20 protein-coding genes are annotated in these 23,534 nt (G+C 54.7%); 11 read left to right on the top strand and 9 right to left on the bottom strand.

Going from position 1 to position 23,534, the window contains the following annotated elements; genetic code table 11:
- The first annotated feature begins 96 nt into the window (after positions 1-96).
- The 5 genes from ptsN (at position 97) to yjgA (ending at position 3,760) form a co-directional block, all read left to right on the top strand.
- The gene (ptsN, locus tag K5L82_RS03075) at positions 97-567 is read left to right on the top strand and encodes a PTS IIA-like nitrogen regulatory protein PtsN (protein WP_133004917.1); all 471 of its coding nucleotides are present in this window, start codon (positions 97-99) and stop codon (positions 565-567) included.
- Between the two features lie 42 nt (positions 568-609).
- Positions 610-1,491 (top strand): RNase adapter RapZ, encoded by an 882-nt coding sequence (rapZ, locus tag K5L82_RS03070; protein WP_223133118.1) that lies wholly within the window; start codon positions 610-612, stop codon positions 1,489-1,491.
- A 6-nt stretch (positions 1,492-1,497) separates the two neighbouring features.
- Positions 1,498-1,767: an HPr family phosphocarrier protein gene (locus K5L82_RS03065; protein ID WP_133004915.1), complete on the top strand. Its 270-nt coding sequence runs from the start codon at positions 1,498-1,500 to the stop codon at positions 1,765-1,767.
- 86 nt (positions 1,768-1,853) lie between these two features.
- Positions 1,854-3,215, top strand: coding sequence for a magnesium transporter (gene mgtE / locus K5L82_RS03060; RefSeq protein ID WP_133004914.1), 1,362 nt, complete (start codon positions 1,854-1,856; stop codon positions 3,213-3,215).
- 17 nt (positions 3,216-3,232) lie between these two features.
- Positions 3,233-3,760, top strand: a complete 528-nt coding sequence (gene yjgA, locus K5L82_RS03055; protein ID WP_223133117.1) for a ribosome biogenesis factor YjgA — start codon at positions 3,233-3,235, stop codon at positions 3,758-3,760.
- Positions 3,761-3,772: 12 nt separating this feature from the next.
- Here the strand turns inward: yjgA and K5L82_RS03050 are convergent, their stop codons facing one another.
- The 7 genes from K5L82_RS03050 to K5L82_RS03020 are packed head-to-tail and all read right to left on the bottom strand — an operon-like array spanning position 3,773 to position 12,888.
- Entirely contained in the window at positions 3,773-4,594 is an 822-nt protein-coding gene (locus K5L82_RS03050; protein WP_410505847.1) for a carbon-nitrogen hydrolase family protein, read from the bottom strand.
- 18 nt (positions 4,595-4,612) lie between these two features.
- A complete protein-coding gene (locus K5L82_RS03045; RefSeq protein WP_223133116.1) occupies positions 4,613-8,326 on the bottom strand; it encodes a YhdP family protein in 3,714 nt (1,237 codons plus the stop codon).
- Between the two features lie 41 nt (positions 8,327-8,367).
- Positions 8,368-9,849, bottom strand: coding sequence for a ribonuclease G (gene rng, locus K5L82_RS03040; protein WP_223133115.1), 1,482 nt, complete (start codon positions 9,847-9,849; stop codon positions 8,368-8,370).
- A complete protein-coding gene (locus tag K5L82_RS03035; protein WP_223133114.1) occupies positions 9,846-10,448 on the bottom strand; it encodes a Maf family protein in 603 nt (200 codons plus the stop codon). Before K5L82_RS03035 ends, rng begins: the two co-directional genes overlap by 4 nt.
- A 6-nt stretch (positions 10,449-10,454) precedes the next feature.
- Positions 10,455-10,931, bottom strand: coding sequence for a rod shape-determining protein MreD (gene mreD, locus K5L82_RS03030; protein WP_133004908.1), 477 nt, complete (start codon positions 10,929-10,931; stop codon positions 10,455-10,457).
- Entirely contained in the window at positions 10,931-11,815 is an 885-nt protein-coding gene (gene mreC / locus K5L82_RS03025) for a rod shape-determining protein MreC (protein WP_316933363.1), read from the bottom strand. Before mreC ends, mreD begins: the two co-directional genes overlap by 1 nt.
- Positions 11,816-11,844: 29 nt before the next feature.
- The gene (locus tag K5L82_RS03020; RefSeq protein ID WP_133004906.1) at positions 11,845-12,888 is read right to left on the bottom strand and encodes a rod shape-determining protein; all 1,044 of its coding nucleotides are present in this window, start codon (positions 12,886-12,888) and stop codon (positions 11,845-11,847) included.
- Positions 12,889-13,284: 396 nt separating this feature from the next.
- On the opposite strand from K5L82_RS03020, the gene gatC reads away from it, so the two are divergent.
- The 3 genes from gatC (at position 13,285) to gatB (ending at position 16,563) form a co-directional block, all read left to right on the top strand.
- A complete protein-coding gene (gene gatC, locus K5L82_RS03015; protein WP_133004905.1) occupies positions 13,285-13,572 on the top strand; it encodes an Asp-tRNA(Asn)/Glu-tRNA(Gln) amidotransferase subunit GatC in 288 nt (95 codons plus the stop codon).
- A 68-nt stretch (positions 13,573-13,640) separates the two neighbouring features.
- A complete protein-coding gene (gatA, locus tag K5L82_RS03010) occupies positions 13,641-15,089 on the top strand; it encodes an Asp-tRNA(Asn)/Glu-tRNA(Gln) amidotransferase subunit GatA (protein WP_262492484.1) in 1,449 nt (482 codons plus the stop codon).
- 22 nt (positions 15,090-15,111) lie between these two features.
- A complete protein-coding gene (gene gatB / locus K5L82_RS03005) occupies positions 15,112-16,563 on the top strand; it encodes an Asp-tRNA(Asn)/Glu-tRNA(Gln) amidotransferase subunit GatB (RefSeq protein ID WP_223133112.1) in 1,452 nt (483 codons plus the stop codon).
- 397 nt (positions 16,564-16,960) lie between these two features.
- Here gatB and K5L82_RS03000 read toward each other — a convergent pair whose 3' ends face one another.
- Positions 16,961-17,908: a LysR family transcriptional regulator gene (locus K5L82_RS03000; RefSeq protein WP_223133111.1), complete on the bottom strand. Its 948-nt coding sequence runs from the start codon at positions 17,906-17,908 to the stop codon at positions 16,961-16,963.
- 132 nt (positions 17,909-18,040) lie between these two features.
- On the opposite strand from K5L82_RS03000, the gene K5L82_RS02995 reads away from it, so the two are divergent.
- Genes K5L82_RS02995 through K5L82_RS02985 form a run of 3 tightly spaced genes read left to right on the top strand, consistent with a single transcriptional unit; the run spans position 18,041 to position 21,963 of the window.
- Positions 18,041-19,456, top strand: coding sequence for an acetyl-CoA carboxylase biotin carboxylase subunit (locus K5L82_RS02995; protein ID WP_223133110.1), 1,416 nt, complete (start codon positions 18,041-18,043; stop codon positions 19,454-19,456).
- Between the two features lie 17 nt (positions 19,457-19,473).
- Positions 19,474-21,282, top strand: a complete 1,809-nt coding sequence (gene oadA / locus K5L82_RS02990) for a sodium-extruding oxaloacetate decarboxylase subunit alpha (RefSeq protein WP_223133109.1) — start codon at positions 19,474-19,476, stop codon at positions 21,280-21,282.
- 18 nt (positions 21,283-21,300) lie between these two features.
- Entirely contained in the window at positions 21,301-21,963 is a 663-nt protein-coding gene (locus K5L82_RS02985; RefSeq protein ID WP_133004899.1) for a carbonic anhydrase, read from the top strand.
- Between the two features lie 57 nt (positions 21,964-22,020).
- On the opposite strand, the gene rimO is transcribed toward K5L82_RS02985, so the two are convergent.
- On the bottom strand, positions 22,021-23,361 hold the full coding sequence (rimO, locus tag K5L82_RS02980; RefSeq protein WP_133004898.1) for a 30S ribosomal protein S12 methylthiotransferase RimO: 1,341 nt from the start codon (positions 23,359-23,361) through the stop codon (positions 22,021-22,023).
- Between the last annotated feature and the right edge of the window lie 173 nt (positions 23,362-23,534).

The raw sequence follows: 23,534 nt of genomic DNA, 5'->3' as shown, positions 1-23,534 counted from the left end.
GTTAGCGTGAAACCAAACCGGGCGTTTCAATAAAACGTGCTGCGGCAGGAGTATTATCCGGCCGCAGCCTTTTTTTTACGGAAATGAAGTCGATCTATGAGCGATTCATCCCTGACCATCGACAACATTCTGGCTCCAGAACTGACCCTGTGCCGTGTTGCAGCGTCAAGCAAAAAGCGTGTATTGGAGTTTATCGCTGAGTACATTCACCAACAGGATGAAAGTCTCAACGATACAGATATTTTCAATAACCTGGTGTCACGAGAACGGCTGGGCAGTACTGGCATAGGCGAAGGCATAGCGATCCCTCATTGCCGTCTGGCTGGGCTAGACAGAGTCATTGGCGTTTTGATGACACTGGCCGAACCGGTCGATTTCGATTCCATCGACAACCAACCGGTCGATATTGTTTTCGCCTTGATTGTGCCTAAAGAGGCGACCAGCGAACACCTGGAGTTGCTCAGTCAGCTTGCTGAAAAGTTTAATGAAAGCTCTTTTTGCGAAAAGCTGCGCCAGTGCCAGGAGACCGAGAGCCTGCACAGGGCCATGACTTCAAGTCATAATTGATACGAGTTCAGCAAAAGCGCGCAGCATGAGAGGAATACTGTTATGAAGCTGATTATCGTCAGCGGCCGCTCAGGTTCGGGCAAAAGTACCGCCCTGCACGTACTGGAAGATTTGGGGTTTTACTGCATCGACAACCTCCCCATCGGGCTTCTCTTCCCTTTGACGCAAGAAGCCTCTCAGGAGGCGACCACTCGCCTGCGAAAAATGGCGGTCAGCATTGACGCGCGGAACCTTTCCGGCGAGCTGGCCAACTTTGAGGCGATTTACAGCCAACTCAAAAGCACCGGCATCGATGTCGAGATCATATTTCTGGATGCCGACGAGCAAACCCTGCTGCAACGTTTTCATGCGACTCGACGCAAACACCCGCTCAGTGATGACAAAACATCCCTCCCTGAAGCGGTGTCCTACGAAAAAACGCTACTCGAGCCTTTATCCCGGCTGGCCGACCTGTATGTAAATACCACAGGCTTATCCATGTACGAACTGCGTGACATGGTCAAGCAGCGGGTTGCCGGTCGGAAAGATCAAGAATTAGCGTTATTGGTTCAATCGTTTGGCTTCAAGCACGGCGTTCCCGTGGACTCCGATTACGTATTCGATGTCCGATGCCTTCCCAATCCCTATTGGGACACCAGCCTGCGCAAGTACACAGGCATCGATCAACCGGTCATCGACTTCCTCGAACGTGAACCGTTAAGCCAGAAGATGGTCAACGACATCATTGGATTTCTGGATTCCTGGCTACCTTCCTTTGCAGATAGCAACCGCAGCTATATGACCATCTCCATCGGTTGCACCGGCGGCCAACACCGATCGGTGTACGTCTCTGAGCAACTGACCAAGCACTTCGCGAAAAAGTACCGTAACGTACAGGTTCGCCACTCCGAGTTGCCTCACCTGCAGGCCAGAGGGGAAATCTGATTCGCCATGATCAGACGCACCGTTACGATTATCAACAAGCTCGGCTTGCACGCCCGAGCTACAGCAAAACTGGTCGCCACCGCCTCTGAGCACGAAGCTCACGTCTGGATCAGCCGAGATGACCGCAAGGTCAATGCAAAAAACATCATGCAGGTCATGATGCTTGCGGCCAGCCAAGGCACTACCGTTGAACTGATTGCTGACGGCCCAGACGAACGAGAAGCCATCGATGCACTCACCGAGCTGATTGCCGATTATTTCGGCGAAGGCGGCTGATTCTTCGCAATTCACCTACAACTACCCCTCACCGATGCTCGCTAACTCCGCTATAATACGGAGGTTTTCTGACCGTAGGTGGATCCATGTCTGATATTCTGGAACAAAGCCAGGCCCATCAGAGACTCCGCTCCCTGAGCGAGGCTCTGGATAGTGGCGCGCTCAAACAGGTTTCGCGCATCCTGAACGGCGGCCTCAGTCCCAGTGATATCGCCCACCTTCTGGAATCCTCCCCGCCTCGTCAGCGGGCTTTGCTGTGGAATCTGGTTGATAAGCAACTAGAGGGCGAAGTTCTCCAGCACCTTGGTGACGATATCCGAGGGTATTTCCTGAGCAAGTTTAACGCTCAGGAACTGGCTGACATTATTGAAGATTTTGAGTCGGATGACCTCGCCGACCTGCTTCAACAGCTACCGGACACGGTGATCCTTGAAGTACTGGACACCATGGACGAACAAGACCGGCAGCGGGTAGAGGAAGTTCTCTCCTATCCCGAAGACACCGCCGGCGGGTTGATGAACACGGACACCATTACGGTACGTCCGGACATCAGTATCGACGTGGTCCTGCGTTATTTACGCCGTCACCGTAGCCTGCCACCTATGACCGACAGCCTGATCGTGGTTAACCGACGGGATGAGTTTATCGGCACACTGGCCATCACCCGCATGCTGGTATCCAACCCCGCGTCTACGGTCCGCGAGGTCATGGACACCGACATTGAACCCATTCCGGTGAGCCTGTCCGACACCAAAGTAGCCACCCTGTTTGAACGCTATGACCTGATCACAGCTCCGGTCGTTAACGAGCACAACAAACTGCTGGGCCGTATCACGATCGATGACGTGGTCGATGTTATTCGTGAAGACGCCGACCACTCCCTGATGAGTCTGGCCGGTCTTGATGAGGATGAAGACACCTTCGCCCCGGTGATGAAAACCACCCGTCGTCGGGCGGTTTGGCTGGGCATCAATCTACTGACCGCATTTACCGCTTCGGCCGTGATCGGGCTGTTTGAAGAGACCATCGCCAAAGTGGTTGCCTTGGCCGTTCTTATGCCCATTGTCGCGAGCATGGGCGGCATTGCAGGCAGTCAAACGCTTACGCTGGTGATTCGGGGCATGGCCGTGGGACAAATCAGCAGCGTAAACGTGGCGTGGCTGCTGAATCGAGAGCTGCTCTCCGGTATCCTTAACGGACTTTTATGGGCCGGTGTCGTCGCCACCGCGGCCATTCTTTGGTTCGGTGACTGGATGATCGGCGGCGTGATTGCGGCCGCTCTGGTGATCAACCTGGTCGCAGCCACCGTGGCTGGCACCGTACTGCCGCTGTTTTTGAAGTCCCGTAACATTGACCCGGCCCTCGCCGGCGGTGTTATTCTGACAACGGTGACCGATGTTGTTGGCTTCATGGCCTTTCTGGGATTGGCCACCCTCTTTTACGCCTGACAGAATCGATAGACAACATGACTGATCATACTGACGACCAACTTCCAGAATATCTGGGGCCCAGTAAATCGCAATTGAAGCGTGAGATGCACGAATTGCAGGATCTCGGCAAGCGCATGCTGGAACTGAACGAAGATCAGCTCGCCACGCTTCCGATCAGCGACCGGCTGCAACGGGCCATTCTGGAATCACGCCGTATCACTCAACGTGAAGCCCGCCGCCGGCATCTGCAATACATCGGCAAAATCATCCGTCAGGAAGACGACCCCGAAACCATCAGTAAAACAATTGATGCGTTCTATGCGGGCAGCGAAGAGCATACTCGTCGCCACCATCTCGCTGAGCGCTGGCGCGACAAGATGATTTCGGAAGGGGATTCGGTAGTAGGAGAGTTTATCGACTACTGTCCGACGGCAGAAGTTCAGCACCTGCGAAATCTGGTACGAAACGCCCGCAAAGAAGTCGAAAAGCAGACCAACACCGGGCAGTCCCGCAAGCTGTTCCGCGCACTTCGGGAATGGATTGACGAAGCCGAGCAGCGCTAACGCTGCTGACCTTTATAAGCGCCGGTGTTCCCACACCGGCATACGCGTCCGTACTTGTTTTAAGCGTTCCAAACTGACATCGGCCAGAGCCACGCCCGGCCCTTCTTCGATTTCGTCAACTACCTTGCCCCATGGATCGCATATCAGGCTGTGGCCGAAGGTTCGCCTGCGCTCACTGTTTTGACCACCCTGACCCGGTGCCACTACCCATACCTGATTTTCAATGGCCCGGGCGCGAATCAACGCATGCCAATGAGCATCTCCGGTTTGCCAGGTAAATGCACTAGGCAAACACACCCAGTCAGCCCCCTGCTCCCGGAGGGCGCGAAACAACTCGGGAAACCGTAAGTCATAGCAGATCGCCAATCCCAAACGGCCCGCCGGGGTATCGATGGTAACCACTTGTTCACCGGGCTCGAACGCGTCGGATTCTCGATATTGGCCGTGAGCGTCTTCGACCATGGCATCAAACAGATGGATCTTGTCATAGCGAGCAACTTCGCGACCCTGATCGTCAAACACCAGACAGCTTGCCCTCACCCGATCCTCAATAGCTGAGCCATCCGGCCGATTCGCCAAAGGCATGGAGCCTCCGACAATCCAAAGCTTGAGCGTTCTGGCCTGCTCCGCAAGAAAATACCTCACCACGGGACTGTCACTCACTTCTTGCTCACCACAGGCTCGCATCTGGCTGGTGGCCAATACGGCAAAGTTCTCGGGCAACACGGCTACCTTGGCGCCACGCTCCGCAGCGTCTTTGAGCAGGCGGGCAGCTTCCGCCAGATTGACCGCACTGTCGTGACCACTCACCATTTGAATTGCAGCAACCTTCATCATAACCAGTCTCCCGAATCACTTGCCTGTATCAAATACGCCTTTCAGTTCAACTTTTGGATCGCTCCAGCTACCTGACACTGTATAGGTGGCACTGGTCAGTTTACTGAGAGGGTCCCCCAGTATCTTATCCAACACAAACAACGCTCCCCCAATGGGCGCGCTGGCCCCCATTAAAAGAGCCGCCAGGGGTAAATTTTGGGTGATTGGCAACACCATGACCAGGCGCATATTCAGATCTTCCGTTGCCATATTGGTGCTGCCATTGATTTTAAAAGCACCCGACGGCCCGACCAACTGTAGTTCAGGGTCCAGGCTGAGCAAACCGTTGGTGATGACGGCTTTGCCTGAGATGGCATCAAAGGCAACCCCTGCTTCATAAAGATCCGAGAAATCCAAACTCAAGCGCCGCCACAAAGTATCGGTGTTCAAAAGGTTAAAGATCCGGAACAGTTGCGCCGAGTTGTTTTGCTCGAGAATCACGCCGTCATCTAAACGTACACTAACATTGCCACTGAGCTTCCCTAGCTCCAGATGCGCAGGGCTGCCGGGCCAGTCCAAGTCCAGCTCGATGGTTGTTTCATCATTGTTCAACGGGATCGAACCGCCGGTAATCGGCTCAAGATCCTTGAGCGCTCCGCCTGCAAGCTGGCCTTTAAACTGAGTCACCTCTCGACCGTCCAGAATGCGCCAAATCATATCGCCAGTCAGCGCTAACGAACCCACCTGCCCTTGGATCTCGGTGACATTCAACTGATGATCTTCCGGACGTAGTTTGAACGCCCAGCGCCCTGCGGGCTTATCACCCACCGTCAAAGCGGAAATCCGGCCATCTATGCTCGGCCAACTGCCAATATCCAGCTCTCGAAAAGCCTCCAGCTGGTGTTCGAGGGTTAAGAGCTCTGGCTCATCAAATTCATCATCGTCACTTTGACGGCTCAAAGTCAGGCTCTGAAGATCCACCTCGACAATGCCATCGTTCTCCGGAATAACCACGCGGCCGATCGCCCGCTCGGACTCGGTATTCACCACCCAGCGATCGCCTAAATCCAGTGCGCTAACCTGAATATCGGAAAGACGATTGTCGCCAAGGTACAAATGATCGAAGGTCAGATCAACGCCGCCTTCTCTCAGATTCATGTCGAAGGCCAGCCGATCCGCCCACTCGCCAGACACTTGCACACCTTCCTCGACAAAGGGGTTAATCTGCACCTCGAGCTGCGCGGTATCCAGAGCCTCTTTGCGGTGGGGGGCCGGCCAATCGACCGCCAGTCCGAACAGGTCGGACGATACTGAAATCGGGGACACCTCCTCTTCACCGATCGTCAGTCCTGCGCTGTATTCCAACGAACCATTCAAACCTAACGAGCTCTCGCTTGCGAGACCAAACTGTCGCAATAAGCCCGGTAACCGAATACTGCCATTTTGTTCTATATGTAAGGCACTGCCTTGGCCGCTGTGGCCAAACCAAAGGTTAACCGGCTGCTGTAAGAACTCAGCCTTAACCGGGCCGCCGGAGAAACCAGCTTCGGTATGGTACGTCAGGTCCGCAGAGATTTTGCGCCACACCAGCCCACTTTGGGCGAGAGCAAACTCTGCACCGTCGGTTTGTACGCTGGCTTCAACAATCGGCTGCGCGTCGCTCAAAGGCAAATCAATATTCAGGCCCAGCTGAAATTGCCCACGAACTTCCGCATCCGCAAGCGCAGCACCCGCCATGTCGCCAAGCGGACTGTTATCCATCCACCAAGCCACCGCGCCTCCCGTCACCGGCGCTGAAGTTGAGATGTTAATTCGGGCTGGGTCATCCATCTGCCCGGGCACAACCCGCACCTGCGCTTGGTCAACCGCTAAACCACCGGTGGTTCCCTTATCGAGGGTTACTAAGGTATTGCCGTTCTGCACCTCGACCCTGCCAGCCGCGTTGGTTACTACGGGCCATTGGTTATCGTAGCGAACCGTGCCATCTTCGAATTCATACCACATGGAAGACACAAAGGATCCGGCTGGGGCATTGGTGCCAATACGACCATGGCCATAATATTCACCCGCAAGAACATCGGCCTTTTCAATCCGGGTAGACAACCACTCGTAAAGCTCTTGATCCACCGCATAAGCCGGCACAAAAGCCGCCAACATGTCGGCGGTGCCGTTTTCGACGCCAACCCGTAGCCCCAGGTTATCTTCACCCTGCCCATCGAGCTTCAGATCAAACGCGCCGCGAATAACCGTGTCTCGTTGATAGCCAAATTCAAGATCATCGGCGAATACCCGAATCACAGCCCCATCCGTTAACCAGGACACCCGCCCCGCCAGCGAGTCAAAGGCCCATTCATCAATAAATAAGGAGGGAAAGCCCAGCGTAACCGGATCAGTGGCATCCAACTCCACAAAACCACCTTGTGCCGACACCTCAAAATACCCCCTAAGCCCCGTTGCCCCCGGTGCTCCTTGCCATGCCTGCGCACTAACCTCTCTGAGTTGCCCCGACAAGCTGAAATCTCCAGCCTGTTCCGGCAACAGTAACAGCATGTCATCCACATAACCTTGAGGGCGGTAATGCTCCAGCGCCTGATTGGCCACTTCCGGTAACAGTTGCAGGTTTAAGACCAGCCTTCTGAGAGGGTCGAGCGGCAATGCATCCGCCACCAGTGCCGTGCCAGAGTCTTGGGGTTGAATTCTGAAACTGAACGGCTGCACGACATCTCCGGCCCACTCCCACTGCAGTTGCTGGAACATGATCGCCAGCCCCCGCTTCCACCCGAATCGTGCGTGAATTTTCTCCAATGGGGCCAGCGACTGGCTGTTTACTCCCAACTGCAAATAAGGTGTTTCTACCTGGCCTTGAACCTGTGCCAGCTCGCCTTTTTCGAAGGTTAGCCAAGCCTTCCCCCCCACATCGAAGCCTTCCACGCGAATGCCTTTCCAGCTCAGGTCGTCCACCAGCCCATCAAACAAACGGCCGGAATCAACATCGAGGTAAAGTTGCCCCGTAAAGTCACCGCGGAAAAATTGCTGCCCTACCAACGCAAAGCTCGCCAACTGGGTGGCTGTACCACTTTGCATTGCGCGCCCTCCTGCCTGAAACAGTCCGCGCCGGAACAGCAAATCCAGCTGAGGAATATCGATGTGGCGTAAATGGTCTTTTCCGTCATTCAGAGTCAGGCTGACCCGGGTAACTCTGACTTCCGGGTCGGACAACCAAGTGCCGGCATAATCCAACCACTTTTGCAGGTTGCGCCCCTCTTGCAACGGATTTTGCAGCAATTCTTCAACGGGACTCGCTTCACCGGGGACGACCGACCGTGTCAGTGTGAGCTCAAGTTCGTCCGCTTCGAAATCTTCAAAAACGATACGTAGGCGCATTAAGGAAGAGAGGAAATCCAGCTTGGCGTTCAGATACTCAAGATCTGCTACCACTTTCCCGGTTTCGGGATGGCGCACGGTGATTTCAGAGGCTGTGACCGACGGGTTGAGCCACTGCCACGAAGAAGACAGCTGGCCAATGCTGACGTCAAGGCCGGTTTGTTCGGAGAGGATACGGGCGGTTCGATCGGTGAATTGGTCAATATTGGCCGTAAGCTGCCGGCCAATACCTGCGTATAAGGCGAGCAACACCAGACAAACCAGCAACGCCCACCACACGCACGAGGCAATGCCCGCCAAAACACGGCCTATCACTCCTCCGGGTGGCGGGTCTGCCTGAACATTGCCTTCATCGCGGATCGACATCGTTATCGGTCAGCCCCCTAGGATACGCAGCCGCTCAGATATCAGAGCAGGACCACATCATACTGCTCCTGGCTGTAGAAAGGCTCAACCTGGAATCGAATGGTCTTTTTAATGAAGGTTTCGAGATCCGCCACGTTGTCGGATTCTTCATCGAGCAGCCGGTCAACCACGTTCTGGGAGCCCATTACCAAATAGTTCTCTGCCTCGTACACCCGGTTCACTCGGAGAATTTCCCGGAAAATCTCATAGCAAACGGTTTCAGAGGTTTTCAGAAAACCACGGCCATCACAGATCGGGCACGGCTCGCACAACACCTGCCCAAGGCTTTCTGTGGTGCGCTTTCGTGTCATTTCCACCAAACCCAGCTCTGAAACACCAGTGATTTTGGTTTTCGCATGGTCACGCTCAAGCATTTTCTCAAGCATACGATGCACCTGCCTTTGATGCTCCGTGTCGTCCATGTCAATGAAGTCGATAATAATGATGCCACCGAGGTTGCGGAGCCTCAGTTGTCGACTGATCGAACGCGCCGCTTCGAGGTTGGTCTTGAAGATGGTTTCTTCAAGATTACGGTGCCCGACAAAAGCGCCGGTATTGATATCGATGGTGGTCATCGCTTCGGTTTGATCAATGATCACGTACCCACCGGATTTAAGCTGTACTTTGCGGCTCAGGGCTTTTTGAATCTCGTCTTCAACCGAGTACAGATCAAAGATGGGCCGCTCACCGGGGTAATACTCTACTTTGTTTGCAAACTCGGTGACGAACTCATGCACAAAGTCCATCACCCGCTGATAGCTTTCCCGGCTGTCGATGCGCACCTTTTCGGTTTGAGGGCGGATCAGATCCCGTATGGTACGGATGAACAACGGCAGGTCCTGATACACCGCTGACGGTGCCGGAGCGTTGTTGATGCGTTCATGAACCGACTGGCTCAGCCGGTGCAAATACACCATATCGGCGATGAGCTCTTCTGACTGAGCGCCTTCGGCCGCAGTGCGAATAATGTACCCGCCGTCCACTTCTTGATGTTCAGCGGCGGCGTCCTCAATAATCGATTTCAGACGAGCCCGTTCGTTGTCGTCTTCGATGCGCTGAGAAATACCGATGTGTTTCACACCCGGCATAAACACCAGATACCGGGATGGCACAGACAGCTGTGTGGTCAGGCGCGCGCCTTTGGTGCCAATCGGGTCTTTCGTCACCTGAACCACTAATGACTGGCCTTCCCGCAGTAACGTGCGGATATCGGGGACCACTCGCGGGCCATCACCTTCGTCCGCCGCTGGAGGTTGGCTGGCCACCACATCCGAGGCATGAATAAAAGCCGCGCGCTCAAGGCCGATATCAACGAAAGCAGCCTCCATGCCCGGCAACACACGAACCACTTTGCCCTTATAGATATTGCCGACAATACCTTTGCGGCTGGTCCGCTCGATGTAGGCTTCCTGCAACATGCCGTTTTCGACCAGCGCCACCCGGGTTTCCACAGGCGTTACGTTGATCAGAATTTCTTCACTCATTGTTGACTCTCCTTAGTGCTCGGCCAGGACTGGATCACCGAGTGGCCCGCTTGAGCGAGCAATGCTGCAGTTTCCTGAAGGGGAAGCCCCACCACCGCACTGTAACTACCCTTGATCGCACTGATAAAAATGCCACCCAGCCCCTGAATGCCATAGCTTCCTGCTTTATCCATGGGTTCGCCGCTTGCAACGTACGCGCTGATCTCAGCGGATTCCAGCTCCCGGAAGATGACCTCGGTAACCACAACCCGGGACCAGCATTCCGAACCTTTGGCCAGAGCCACTGCGGTTAGTACCTGATGTGTGCTTCCCGACAGCGCCTGAAGCATGCTCACAGCCTGCTCAGAGGACTCCGGTTTACCCAGAATTTCTTCATTGTGTATGACAGACGTATCAGAGCCTAGCACCCACTTATCAGGATACTCCCGGGCGATGCTCAGCGCTTTTTCTCGCGCCAGACGCTCGACGTAATGCTCAGGTGTTTCCAGCGATGTCGGTGTTTCATCGATATCCGCTGGCCGTACCTGGAAATCTAAGCCTATCTGTTGGAGCAATTCGGCGCGCCGGGGCGACGCGGAAGCAAGAATCAGATCAGGCATAGTGTATTACCCCAGTTTTCGATTGATATGGTCCAGCACACTGCTGAACAACGGCCAGATCAAGGCACTGGTTAAAGCAGGCCACAGATAGCTGAAACCGGTATTCTCTGCGCCAATCAGCTGCTTGATAAAGTGCACCAGCATCTGATTGATGCCCAGCAACAAAAAGACCATAAGACATTGTTGCGGCAGCGGGTACATGCGAAGGCGCTGGTGTACGGTCAATACTAAAAACGCAATCAGCGCCATGCCCATCGCGTTGACACCCAGCGGGGTAGATTCAAGAGTGTCTAGCAATAGGCCCAAACACCACGCCAGAATCACACCAAATTGCGCAGGTGCCCGGAAGCTCCAGTAAAACACCACAAGGCCCAACCATTCAGGTCGAAATTCGAACCAGCCGGCAGGAAACAACGAAATGCTCAGGACCAGCGACACCAAAACTGAAATCAAAAACAGCGGATAACTAATGACCGACAACATCAGCGAGCCTCCCCTTCATCCGGAGCCAACTCCACACTCCCTGGCTCTCCCTCCGGCTCTTCGTCTTGCCGGGATTTCGGCTGAAACACGACCAACACCAGACGGCTCTGATTCAACCTCGCTTTCGGTGCTGCACCGATGGTGACAAAAGGTTCGCCCGGTTCCTTTACGATCTCGGTGATTTCAGCCACGGGATAACCAGAAGGGAAACGCCCCCCCAAACCGGAACTGACCAACACATCTCCTTCGCGAATATCTGCGGTATCCGGCACGTGCACCAAGTCCAGAGTATTGGGTTGGCCACTGCCTAATAGAATTGCTCGCAGGCCATTGCGCAACACTTCCACGGGTACGGCATGGCTGCTGTCAGACACCATTAAGACGCGCGAGGTAAACTGGCTGGCTTGGATCACCTGCCCCATCAGGCCCTGAGCATCCAACACGGCTTGCCCAACAACAATACCGTCACTCTGACCTTTGTTAATGACAATTTCGTGAGTGTAGGGATCCGGTGAAACGCCCACCACTTCGCCAACGATGACGCGGTCATCCAACACTTCGGCGGAGTTCATCAAACGGCGGAGTTCGTTGTTTTCGGAAGCCAAGGCTGCGTATTTAAGCGCCCTTCGTTCCAGTATCAGAAGGCGGGTTTGCAGTTCTTCGTTTTTCTTTTGAAGATCTTCGTGACTTTCAAACGATCCGTCGAGCCAATCTCCCATCCGAGCCGGCAAGTTGCCAAACCAGTAGATCGGGGCCAACCCTGTTTCGATGGTGCTACGTACGGTCGACAGTCTGTCAGAACGGCTATCGGCAGCGATTAACGCTGCCGATAACAGTATGACGAGGAGGAGTCGGAAGCCGGGTATCGGCCCCTGAACGAAGATTGTTTTAATGGTGACTTCCCCCCACGGGATTAACCCTCCTGGGAGAACATTCCGATACCGCCGCGATCAATCACTTCCAGCGCTTTACCGCCACCACGGGCGACGCAGGTCAGTGGGTCTTCAGCAATGATAACGGGCAGTCCGGTTTCTTCGCTGATCAGCTTGTCCAAACCTGCCAGCAGCGCACCACCGCCTGTCAGTACGATACCCCGCTCAGCGATGTCGGATGCCAATTCAGGGGGAGACTGTTCAAGCGCGCTTTTGACGGTCTGTACAATCTGAGCCAGTGATTCTTGCAGCGCGTCGAGAATTTCTTCGCTGTTAAGAGTGAAAGCGCGGGGCACGCCCTCCGCCAGATTGCGACCACGAACGTCGATTTCTTTAAGCTCAAGTCCTTCGTAAGCGCAACCGATTTCATGCTTGATGCGCTCAGCGGTTGAATCACCAATCAGACTGCCATAGTTACGGCGCACGTAAGTCACAATAGCTTCGTCGAACTTGTCGCCGCCTACACGCACAGAATCGGCGTAGACGATACCGTTCAGGGAGATGATGGCGATTTCGGTGGTACCACCTCCGATATCAACGATCATGGAGCCGCTGGCTTCTTCTACCGGCAGGCCTGCTCCGATCGCTGCCACCATAGGCTCTTCGATCAGAAAGACTTCGCGCGCGCCCGCGCCCAGTGCTGATTCGCGAATGGCCTTGCGCTCTACTTGGGTGGACTTGCTAGGCACACACACCAGTACGCGCGGGCTCGGGGTGATAAAGCTATTTTCATGCACTTTGTGAATAAAATGCTGGAGCATTTTTTCGGTGACCACGAAGTCTGCGATCACGCCATCTTTCATCGGACGAATGGCCGTGATGTTTCCAGGGGTACGACCAAGCATGCGTTTCGCTTCAGCACCCACAGCTGCCACGGTTTTCTGGGAGTTGGTAGTCCTGATGGCGACAACGGACGGCTCGTCCAATACGATGCCACGACCCCGCACATAGATGAGTGTGTTGGCGGTGCCCAAGTCAATGGACAGGTCGCTGGAGAATAGGCCTCGGAGTCTTTTGATTAACATTCGTGTTGTTTCAACCTGAGAGTTGCGGTTGCTAAAGAAGGATGCGGCAACTTTATCAGCGGGGCCCTGTGCAGGCAAGGAGCCATCGGGGCTACTGGCTTACTAATTGCACATTTTATAGGTTGTTTCGGGGCCAATCTGTGGCAGGTTTCTGCTAATATATTCGCCTTGTTTTCAACAGGTGCAACGATGCCTTGGGGAACTGCTTTCCAAAAACCGCTCCTTCGGCACATCCATGTGGCGCTTCTGCTCCGCCATCCATGGCTGCGCACATTTTTGGAAAGCAGTTCCCCAAGGCATCCCCGGACATCGCAAGAGCATCTGTAAACGGCTGTACCCGAGGGTCCGGGCATCATTGCATTAAATTGTATTCACACATGCTTTATTGGAGGCAACATGAGCATTTCCCGCGAGGACATTGAAAAAGTTGCCGTGCTCGCCCGCATCAAAGTGGATGACGAGCAGGTTTCGGCTCTGGAGAAAGATCTAGGCAACATTATGGATCTGGTTGATCAATTAAGCGCTGCGGATACAGAGGCCGTGGAGCCGATGGCGCATCCGTTGGATGCCGTTCAGCGTTTACGCGCAGATGAGGTCACCGAGACCAATCAGCGTGAGGCGTTTCAGGCGATTGCACCCGCGACCGAGGATGGGCTCTATCTGGTTCCCAAGGTTATTGAGTGATTCGGTTCAAGTAGGCAGCCGCTGACTTTTATTCGGCGTTTTTCTGACCATCAAAGATTTCAGGATTGATGATGCATAACAAGTCCGTAGCAGAGCTTTCCAAAGAGCTGGAGAGCGGAAAGATTTCAAGTGTGGAGCTGACACAACAGTTCCTCGACCGTTTAAAGAATGAGGACGGTAAGTACAACAGTTTCATTACCATCTCCGATGAGCGCGCATTGGCTGAGGCAAAGGCCGCGGACGAGATGCGTGCGGCCGGTAAAGCAACGGCCTGGACCGGGGTTCCGTTTGCCCACAAGGACATCTTCTGCACCAACGGCGTTCGCACCACATGCGGCTCCAAGATGCTGGAGAACTTTGTACCGCCTTACGACGCCACGGTAACCGCAAACTTCAAGGCCGCTGGCGCGGTTTGTTTGGGTAAGACCAACATGGATGAATTCGCCATGGGGTCTTCCAACGAGTCCAGTTTCTTTGGTGCGGTGACCAACCCGTGGGGCGACAAACGCGTTCCCGGTGGTTCTTCTGGTGGTTCGGCGGCGGCTGTCGCGGCGCGTTTGGCACCTGCAGCGACCGGCACCGATACCGGCGGCTCTATACGCCAGCCTGCGGCGCTGTGCGGGATTACCGGTTTAAAGCCGACTTATGGACGGGTATCTCGTTACGGCATGATTGCATTTGCCTCTTCGCTGGATCAGGGCGGCCCTATGGCCCGCACGGCGGAAGATGCAGCGCTGATGATGAATGTGATGGCCGGGTTTGATCCGAAGGATTCCACCTGCATCGACCGGGAAGTGCCGGATTACACCGCAACCCTCAACGAGCCTCTGAAAGGCCTGAAGATTGGTTTGCCGAAGGAGTACTTTAGCGAGCAGTTGTCTCCGGCTATGGAAGAGCAGGTTCGTAATGCGGTGCGTGAGTACGAGAAGCTGGGCGCGACGGTGAAAGAGGTTTCTCTACCCAATGCCAAGCTGGCCATTGCCGCCTACTATGTGATCGCTCCGGCGGAAGCTTCCGCAAACTTGTCTCGTTTTGACGGCGCTCGTTATGGCTACCGCTGCGAAAACCCGAAAGACCTTATGGACATGTACACCCGCACCCGGGCGGAAGGCTTTGGCAACGAGGTTAAGCGCCGCATTCTGGTGGGCAGCTATGCGTTGTCAGCCGGTTACTTTGACGCCTATTACCTCAAGGCCCAGAAGGTTCGCCGCTTGATCCAGCAGGACTTTATCAATGCGTTCAAAGAAGTGGACGTGATGATGAGCCCGGTATCACCCTCACCTGCGTTCGTTCAGGGCGAGAAGACGACGGATCCGGTGACTATGTACCTGGAAGACGTGTTCACCATTGCCATCAACCTGGCTGGCATTCCGGCGATGTCGGTGCCTGCGGGCTTTGTTGACGGCTTACCGGTTGGCTTGCAGATTATCGGGGATTATTTCTCCGAAGCGCGCCTGTTGAACGCAGCCCATCAGTTCCAGCAGGTGACCGATTGGCACCAGCGTGAACCTCAATAAGCCCGGATAAGGAGACGAACACATGCAGTGGGATATCGTGATCGGGCTGGAAATTCACGTTCAGCTTGCGACCAACACCAAAATTTTCTCAGGCTCCAGCACCGCGTTTGGTGCCGAGCCTAACACTCAGGCCAACGCCGTTGACCTGGCCATGCCGGGCACGCTACCTGTTCCGAACGAACAAGCGTTTCGCTATGCGGTGATGTTTGGCTTGGCCACTAATTCCGAAATCGGTCGTCGTTCGGTGTTTGAGCGCAAAAACTACTTCTACCCGGACCTGCCCAAGGGCTATCAGACCACTCAGCTGGCGCAGCCAATTGTGGGGCCCGGTCATGTCGACATCGACCTGTCTGACGGCAGCACCAAGCGGGTACGCATCCACCATGCACACTTGGAAGAAGACGCAGGTAAGTCCTTGCACGAGGATTATCACGGCATGTCCGGCATCGACCTGAACCGTGCCGGCACGCCGCTGATCGAGGTGGTCACCGAGCCGGACATGAACAGCTCCGAAGAAGCCGTAGCCTTCGCCAAGAAACTGCATAGCTTAGTGACATCACTCGGCATCTGCGACGGCGACATGTCTCAGGGTTCGATGCGTTTTGACGTAAACATTTCGCTCAAACCCAAGGGCTCAGACACCCTGGGCACACGCACCGAAACCAAAAACCTGAACTCTTTCCGCTTCATGGAACAGGCCATCGCGCACGAAGTTGAGCGTCAGATGGATATTCTGGAAGACGGCGGTGAGATTACTCAGGAAACCCGCCTGTACAACGGCGACCGGGACGAGTCCCGGTCCATGCGGAGCAAAGAAGAAGCCAACGACTACCGTTACTTCCCTTGCCCGGATTTGCTGCCGGTAGAAATCGATGATGCCTTCATCGAAGACGCTCGTGCACGCTTGCCGGAACTACCAGATGCTCGACGCGCTCGCTTTAAGGAGCAGTACGGTCTGAACGATTACGATGCGGGCATTCTGTCGGCAGACGCGAAGCTGGCCGGTTTCTTCGAGGAAACCGTGGAGCATGGCAAGGACGCAAAGCTGGCTTCTAACTGGGTTCAAGGTGAGTTTTCTGCGCGCTTGAATGCGGAAGAAAAGTCGGTAGCCGATGCGCCGATCACTGGTGCTCAGCTGGGCGCCCTGGTAACTCGTATTGCCGATAATACGGTATCGTCTTCTGGTGCAAAGAAGGTGTTTGAAGCTATTTGGACCGGCGAAAACGATAACGTGGATGCGATTATCGAAGCCAAGGGTTTGAAGCAGGTGTCGGATACTGGCGCTCTCGAAGCCATGGTTGACGAGGTTCTGGCCGGCATGCCGGATCAGGTTGCTCAGTTCCAGGGCGAGGAAGATCCAAAGAAGCGCAAGAAGATGCTTGGCGGCTTTATGGGCCCCCTGATGAAGGCCTCCAAAGGCCAGGGCAACCCCAAGCTGTTCAACGAGATTCTTCTGCGTAAACTTGGTGGTTAATGGCCAATTTTGGCTGGGGACCTTAACTCAGGCCCCAGCCTGAAAAATTATGGGGAGGGGGTGGGCTTTAGCCCTCTTCCCAAAAAACGCTACGAGCACATCCATGTGTGCTTCTCTCCGGCCATCCATGGCCTCCGAAATTTTTGGGAAGAGGGCTAAAACCCACCCCGCCTCACTTCTGCAAAATACCCACTCAACAAGACCAACGAATGTTCCGACTATTTCTCCGTGCGCCTGAAGGCCTTGGCGGGAGGTGTCTCCCAAAAATGTGCGGAGCCATGGATGGCGGAGCAGAAGCGCCACATGGATGTGCCGAAGGAGCGGTTTTTGGGAGACACCTCCCGCCAAGGCCCGCCCGCAAAAAAACCTAGACAACATACAAAACCAAAGCACCAACCTAAGAACCCAATCGCCGAAACAAACTGTCGAACTCGGCAATATTCCTCTGAATGTAATCAATAAACGCCTTCATAGCCGGGGTCGGGTGCCGACCTTGCGGGTGCACCACACACCAACTGCGCCGTAGCGGGAAATCGTTGATATCAAGGGCCATAAGAGAGCCTAAAGCCAACTCCGACAGAATACTCAGTTTGGGTATAACCGCCACTCCCAAACCCGCCAGAACCGCGTGCTTAACCGCATCATTCGACCCCAGTTCCATCACCGACTCCATTTTCAGACGGTGTTTTTGGCAATAAACCTCTAACGCCAACCGACTGCCGGAACCGGATTCCCGGGTCAGTAGCTGACTGCTCAGAAAAGCTTCGGGGCTAACCGGACTTTGTTCAAGCAGCGGATGCCCAGCGGGAACAACCGGCACTAACTCATTGTCCAGAAAAGGCAATGAGGTTAACGGCTTACCTTGCGGGACCATCCCCATGATGACCAAGTCATCGCTGTTCTCGTTCAATCGCTCCAACGCAGTGGCGCGATTAACCACCGCCACTGAGATATTGACCTGTGGATTCTGTTCGAGAAACGAATGCAGCAGGTACGGCACCACATACTGAGCTGTACTTACCGCCACCAATCGCAGATCTCCAGCCACCCTTCCCTCGAGCGCTGCCAAGCGATTTTGCATATCCCCGAGCTCGTTAAACACCGTACGTACGCACGCTGCCATTTCCTCTCCAGCCGCCGTGCAATAAAGCTTACGCCCCACATACTCGAACATTGGCATCTCCAACGCCTGCTCGAGATGCCGAACCTGACTACTGACGGCAGGCTGGGTTAATCCCAACAGCTCACCTGCTTTGCTGTAGCTCCGCAAATCATAAACGGCCTTGAAAACTTGAAGCTGGCGAAACGTCAGCCGGCTAGCCAGTTTTTGGATACTCAGCGGCATAAATTCTCCTTCACCAGGCCACCTATAAGTAATTCATTATACACAAACGAAATAATATCAATTTTTACTGATCACTCATTCTCGCTACTCTTTTAAAACCTTCATTCGGGACGACGAAACGAGGAATCTCCCATGTTGAAGAAAGTTCTGATCGCCAACCGAGGCGAGATTGCGGTGCGCATTGAGCGTGCCTGCGCTGAGATGGGCATCCGCTCGGTGGCTATCTACACCGAGCCGGACCGATACGGCTTACACGTGAAGCGGGCTGATGAAGCCTACTCCCTGGGGGAAGACCCATTGGCCGGCTATCTGGACCCGGCACGGATAGTCAATTTAGCACTGGAAACCGGGTGCGACGCCATTCACCCCGGCTACGGATTTCTGTCAGAAAATGCCCGATTCGCGCAGCTTTGCGAGCAGCACGGGGTGACTTTTATCGGGCCCAAGTCTGACGTCATCCACAAAATGGGCGATAAAACCCAAGCCCGCGACAGTATGCGCGCGGCTGGCGTGCCGATTACACCTGGCTCGGAAGGTAACCTGGCAGATCTTGATGAAGCACTCAAGCTGGCTGACGAGATTGGCTATCCAGTCATGCTCAAAGCGACCTCCGGCGGGGGTGGCCGGGGAATTCGCCGATGCGACAGCGCCGAAGAACTGAAAACTCAGTATCCGCGAGTGATTTCCGAAGCAACGAAAGCCTTTGGCTCGGCCGAAGTGTTTATGGAGAAGTGCATCGTCAATCCCCGCCACATCGAAGTGCAGATACTCGGAGACAGTCAGGGGAAGGCCATACACCTATACGAACGGGATTGTTCGATTCAGCGTCGCAACCAAAAGCTGATCGAGATTGCACCAAGCCCGCAACTCACGCCCGAGCAGCGCCAGTACATCGGCGGTCTAGCGGTCAAAGCAGCCGAGGCCGTGGGTTACGAAAACGCCGGTACGGTTGAGTTTTTGCTGACCGGCAATGAAGTCTACTTCATGGAGATGAACACCCGAGTACAGGTGGAACACACCATCACCGAAGCCATTACCGGCGTGGACATTGTTCGGGAGCAATTGCGCATTGCTTCAGGCTTACCTCTGACATACCGGCAGGAAGACATTTCCTATCGCGGTTACGCCCTGCAATTCCGAATCAATGCGGAAGACCCCAAGAACGATTTCTTACCCAGCTTCGGCCGCGTCACCCACTATTACGCACCGGGCGGCCCGGGAGTGCGGGTGGATACCGCCATTTATACCGGCTACGAGATTCCGCCCTACTACGACTCCATGTGTCTGAAGCTCGTGGTTTGGGCACTGACTTGGGACGAAGTGATCGCTCGCGGAAAACGTGCTCTGGACGATATGCGCCTGCACGGGATCACCACCACCGCCAATTATTACCAGCAGATTCTGGATCACCCCGATTTCCGGGCGGGTAAGTTTGACACCAGCTTTGTGCCAGAGCACCCAGAACTGCTGAACTATTCGAAAAAACGTCACCCTAGTGCCGTGGCACTGGCGATTGCCGCCACCATCGCAGCCCATGCTGGCTGGTAATCCATAGGAGAGTGAACATGAGTAACGCGAAGAAAATCGAAGTCACCGATCTTATTCTGCGGGATGCGCATCAGTCTTTGATTGCCACCCGCATGCGCACCGAAGATATGTTGCCGATCTGCGACAAATTGGATCAGGTGGGCTATTGGTCGTTGGAAGTCTGGGGTGGAGCCACCTTTGACGCGTGCGTGCGATTCCTGAAAGAAGATCCCTGGGAGCGTCTGCGCCAGCTTCGTGAAGCTTTACCCAATACGCGTTTGCAAATGCTACTGCGGGGCCAGAATCTACTCGGCTATCGTCATTACGCCGATGACGTGGTGGAAGCCTTTGTGCAAAAAGCGGCGGATAACGGCATTGACGTGTTCCGAATTTTCGATGCGCTGAACGATCTGCGCAATCTTGAAACCGCCATCAAAGCAGTCAAAAAAGCCGGCAAGCATGCACAAGGTACAATCTGCTACACCACCAGCCCGGTGCACACGCCTGAACTGTTTGTTAAGCAGGCCGAGCAGCTGCAGGCCATGGGTGCCGACTCCATTGCCATCAAAGATATGGCGGGATTGCTGACACCTTACGCAACTTACGAACTGGTGAAAGCCATCAAATCTGCGGTAGACCTACCGCTGGTTATCCACAGCCATTCAACGGCGGGACTTGCTCCACTATGCCAACTTAAAGCCATCGAAGCTGGCGCAGACCGAATCGATACAGCCATCTCGGCCTTCGCCAGCGGCACCAGCCATCCCGCTACCGAATCTCAGGTCGCCGCATTGAAAGGGTCCGAGTACGACACGGGGCTGGATCTGGAATTACTCAGCCAGATCGCCGATTACTTCCGCGAAGTGCGCAAAAAGTACCATCAGTTTGAGAGCGAGTTTACTCGTGAGGACGTGTCGGTTCAGATCAACCAAGTGCCGGGCGGCATGATGTCGAACCTGGCCAATCAGCTGAAAGAGCAGAACGCCCTCGACAAGATCAATGAGGTGTTCAACGAAATCCCGCGCGTTCGAAAAGATCTGGGCTATCCGCCACTGGTGACCCCCACCTCCCAGATTGTCGGCACCCAAGCGGTCTATAATGTGCTCGCCGGACAACGCTATAAAACCATCACCAACGAGGTAAAGCGCTACCTGCAGGGCGGTTATGGCCACCCACCCGCCGAGGTGAACGCTGACATTCGCAAAAAGGCCATTGGCAACGAAACGGTCAACGAAGGCCGGCCGGCCGACTTGCTCTCCCCTGAGCTGAAAAAATTGCGAGAAGACATTGGTAGTCTGGCCAATTCCGAGGAAGATGTGCTCACATACGCCATGTTCCCGGACCTGGGCCGCGAATTCCTGCAACAACGCAAGGATGGCACGCTCAAACCGGAAGAGCTCTTACCGGCAGAGCAAGCAGGACAGGGTCGATTGGGCGCAGCCATGGCCACCGAATTTCGTATTGATGTCCACGGTGAAACTTACGAAGTGGCCGTCACAGGCGTAGGCAACACCGAGCCCGGCAAGCGTAAGTTGTACCTGTCACTGGACGGCATGCCTGAAGAAGTGGTGTTCGAATCTTTGAACGAATACGTGGCAGAAGCCCGCGGCAAAAGCCGTAAGCGCGCCACCGACCCCGGCCACGTCAGTACCGCCATGCCCGGAAATGTGGTGGATGTGCTGGTTCAGGAAGGCGATACTGTGACCGCTGGCCAAGCCGTTCTGATTACTGAAGCCATGAAGATGGAAACCGAAATTCATTCCAGTGTTGACGGTACCGTCCAAGCGGTCCACGTCAGTAAGGGTGACCGGGTTACCCCTGGAGAAGTGTTAATCGAAATTGCCTGACCGGCAGGAGAAACGATTATGGATCACATTGTTCGCGGCGTTCTGAATTTCCGCAAAAACGTTTACCCGGAGCACAAGGATCTGTTTGGCGCATTAGCCGACAGTCAAAACCCGGACGTGCTGTTCTTTACCTGCTCGGATTCGCGTATCGACCCGAACATGGTCACTGGCTCACACCCCGGGGACCTGTTCATCTGCCGAAATGCCGGTAACGTCATTCCTCCGCACAGTAATGAAACCGGAGGCATGACCGCCTCCATCGAATACGCCGTTGCGGTTTTGGGTGTCCGCCATATCATCGTTTGTGGCCACACGGATTGCGGGGCCATCAAAGGAGCGCTGGATATTCCAGCGCTGAAGGGGCTGCCACACGTGAAAGAATGGCTGGGGCATTGTCGGTCAGCCATGGAGATCGTGCGTGAACGACACAGCATTGCAAGCGATGCGTGTCTGGACAGCAAGTATCTCAATGAAGCTATTGAGGAAAACGTGCTGCAACAGGTACAACACCTGCGCACACACCCTGTGGTAGCGGCCAAACTGGCCACTGGGAAGATCCAAATCCACGGCTGGGTGTATGACATCAAATCCGGGAACATTCGCTGCTGCGGTCGCGACAGCATGGAATTCAAGGACTTTGACCAGTATTACTCGGATTACATCGCTAACATCAGCGAATAATCGCCAGCACCATCAAAAAGGCCCCGACGTGTCGGGGCCTTTTTGATCTCGTTCAACTTACACCAGAGACGCCCACAAATCGTGTTCGTCGGCGTGCTCAACCACCGCCTCCACAATCTGCCCTGGCTCAACATCAGAAACGTCGTTCAGGTATACCATGCCGTCAATTTCCGGAGCGTCGGCCTTGGATCGACCAATGGCACCCTCTTCGTCCACCTCGTCAATCAGCACCTCGATGGTCTTGCCGATCTTGGCCTGTAGCCTCGCCGCTGAGATTTCGGCTTGTTTCTGCATGAAGCGTGCAAGACGCTCTTCTTTCACCTCTTCCGGAACGGCTCCTTCGAGCTCGTTGGCCGGCGCGCCTTCAACCGCGCTATAGGTGAACGCGCCAACACGATCCAGCTGAGCTTCGTCCAACCAATCCAGCAGGTACTGGAAGTCTTCTTCAGTTTCACCCGGGAAACCAACGATGAAGGTCGAACGAATGGTCAACTCCGGACAGATGTCGCGCCATTTGCGAATGCGATCCAATGTTTTGCTGTCATGCGCCGGTCGCTTCATGGCCTTGAGCACTTTCGGGCTGGCGTGCTGGAACGGAATGTCCAGGTACGGCAAAATTTTTCCTTCAGCCATCAACGGAATGATGTCGTCTACATGAGGGTACGGGTAGACGTAGTGCAAACGCACCCAAACACCCAATTCACCCAACGCTTCACACAAAGCCTGCATTTTGGTTTTCAGAGGACGCCCCTGCCAAAAACCTGTTCGGTATTTGGTATCTACGCCGTAGGCGGAAGTATCCTGGGAAATCACCAGCAGCTCTTTGACGCCGGCATCCACCAAACGCTGCGCCTCGTCCATGACATCGCCAATTGGACGACTAACGAGGTCACCGCGCATCGAAGGGATGATGCAGAAAGTACAACGGTGGTTGCAGCCTTCGGAGATTTTCAGGTAGGCATAGTGCCGAGGCGTGAGCTTGACGCCTTGCGGTGGGACCAGATCGACAAAAGGATCGTGGTCCTTTTTAGGGGGCACGTACTGGTGCACGGCTCCCACCACTTCCTCGTAGGCATGAGGGCCAGACACCGCCAGCACACCGGGATGGGCTTCACGAATCGTATCAGCCTCAGCACCCATACAACCGGTTACGATCACCTTGCCATTTTCATTGAGCGCCTCACCAATCGCATCCAGGGATTCCTGCTTGGCAGCATCAATAAACCCGCAAGTATTCACAACTACGACGTCAGCGTCGTTATAAGTTGGTACCACATCGTAGCCATCCAGACGAAGCTGAGTCAGGATGCGCTCGGAATCAACCAGAGCCTTCGGGCAGCCAAGGCTGATAAAACCAACTTTTCCGCCTTGGGCGGCATTTTCTGTCTTCTCGGTCATAAAGTGTCTTCAGGAATCCCGGAGCAAAGCTCCTATTGAATGTAGGGGCGCAATTTTACATCAGCGGCTCGCCAACTGCAGCCTTACCGATGGTACTTATTCGGCCTAAAAGTACGTCGAAAACGTACAAACCGCATAAGTTTGTGACGCTATGTTCATAATTTCTGTTGCGA

This window comes from Marinobacter sp. AL4B (genome assembly GCF_019916045.1).
GTDB lineage: Bacteria > Pseudomonadota > Gammaproteobacteria > Pseudomonadales > Oleiphilaceae > Marinobacter.
This window is presented reverse-complemented; position numbering and strand designations above follow the sequence as displayed.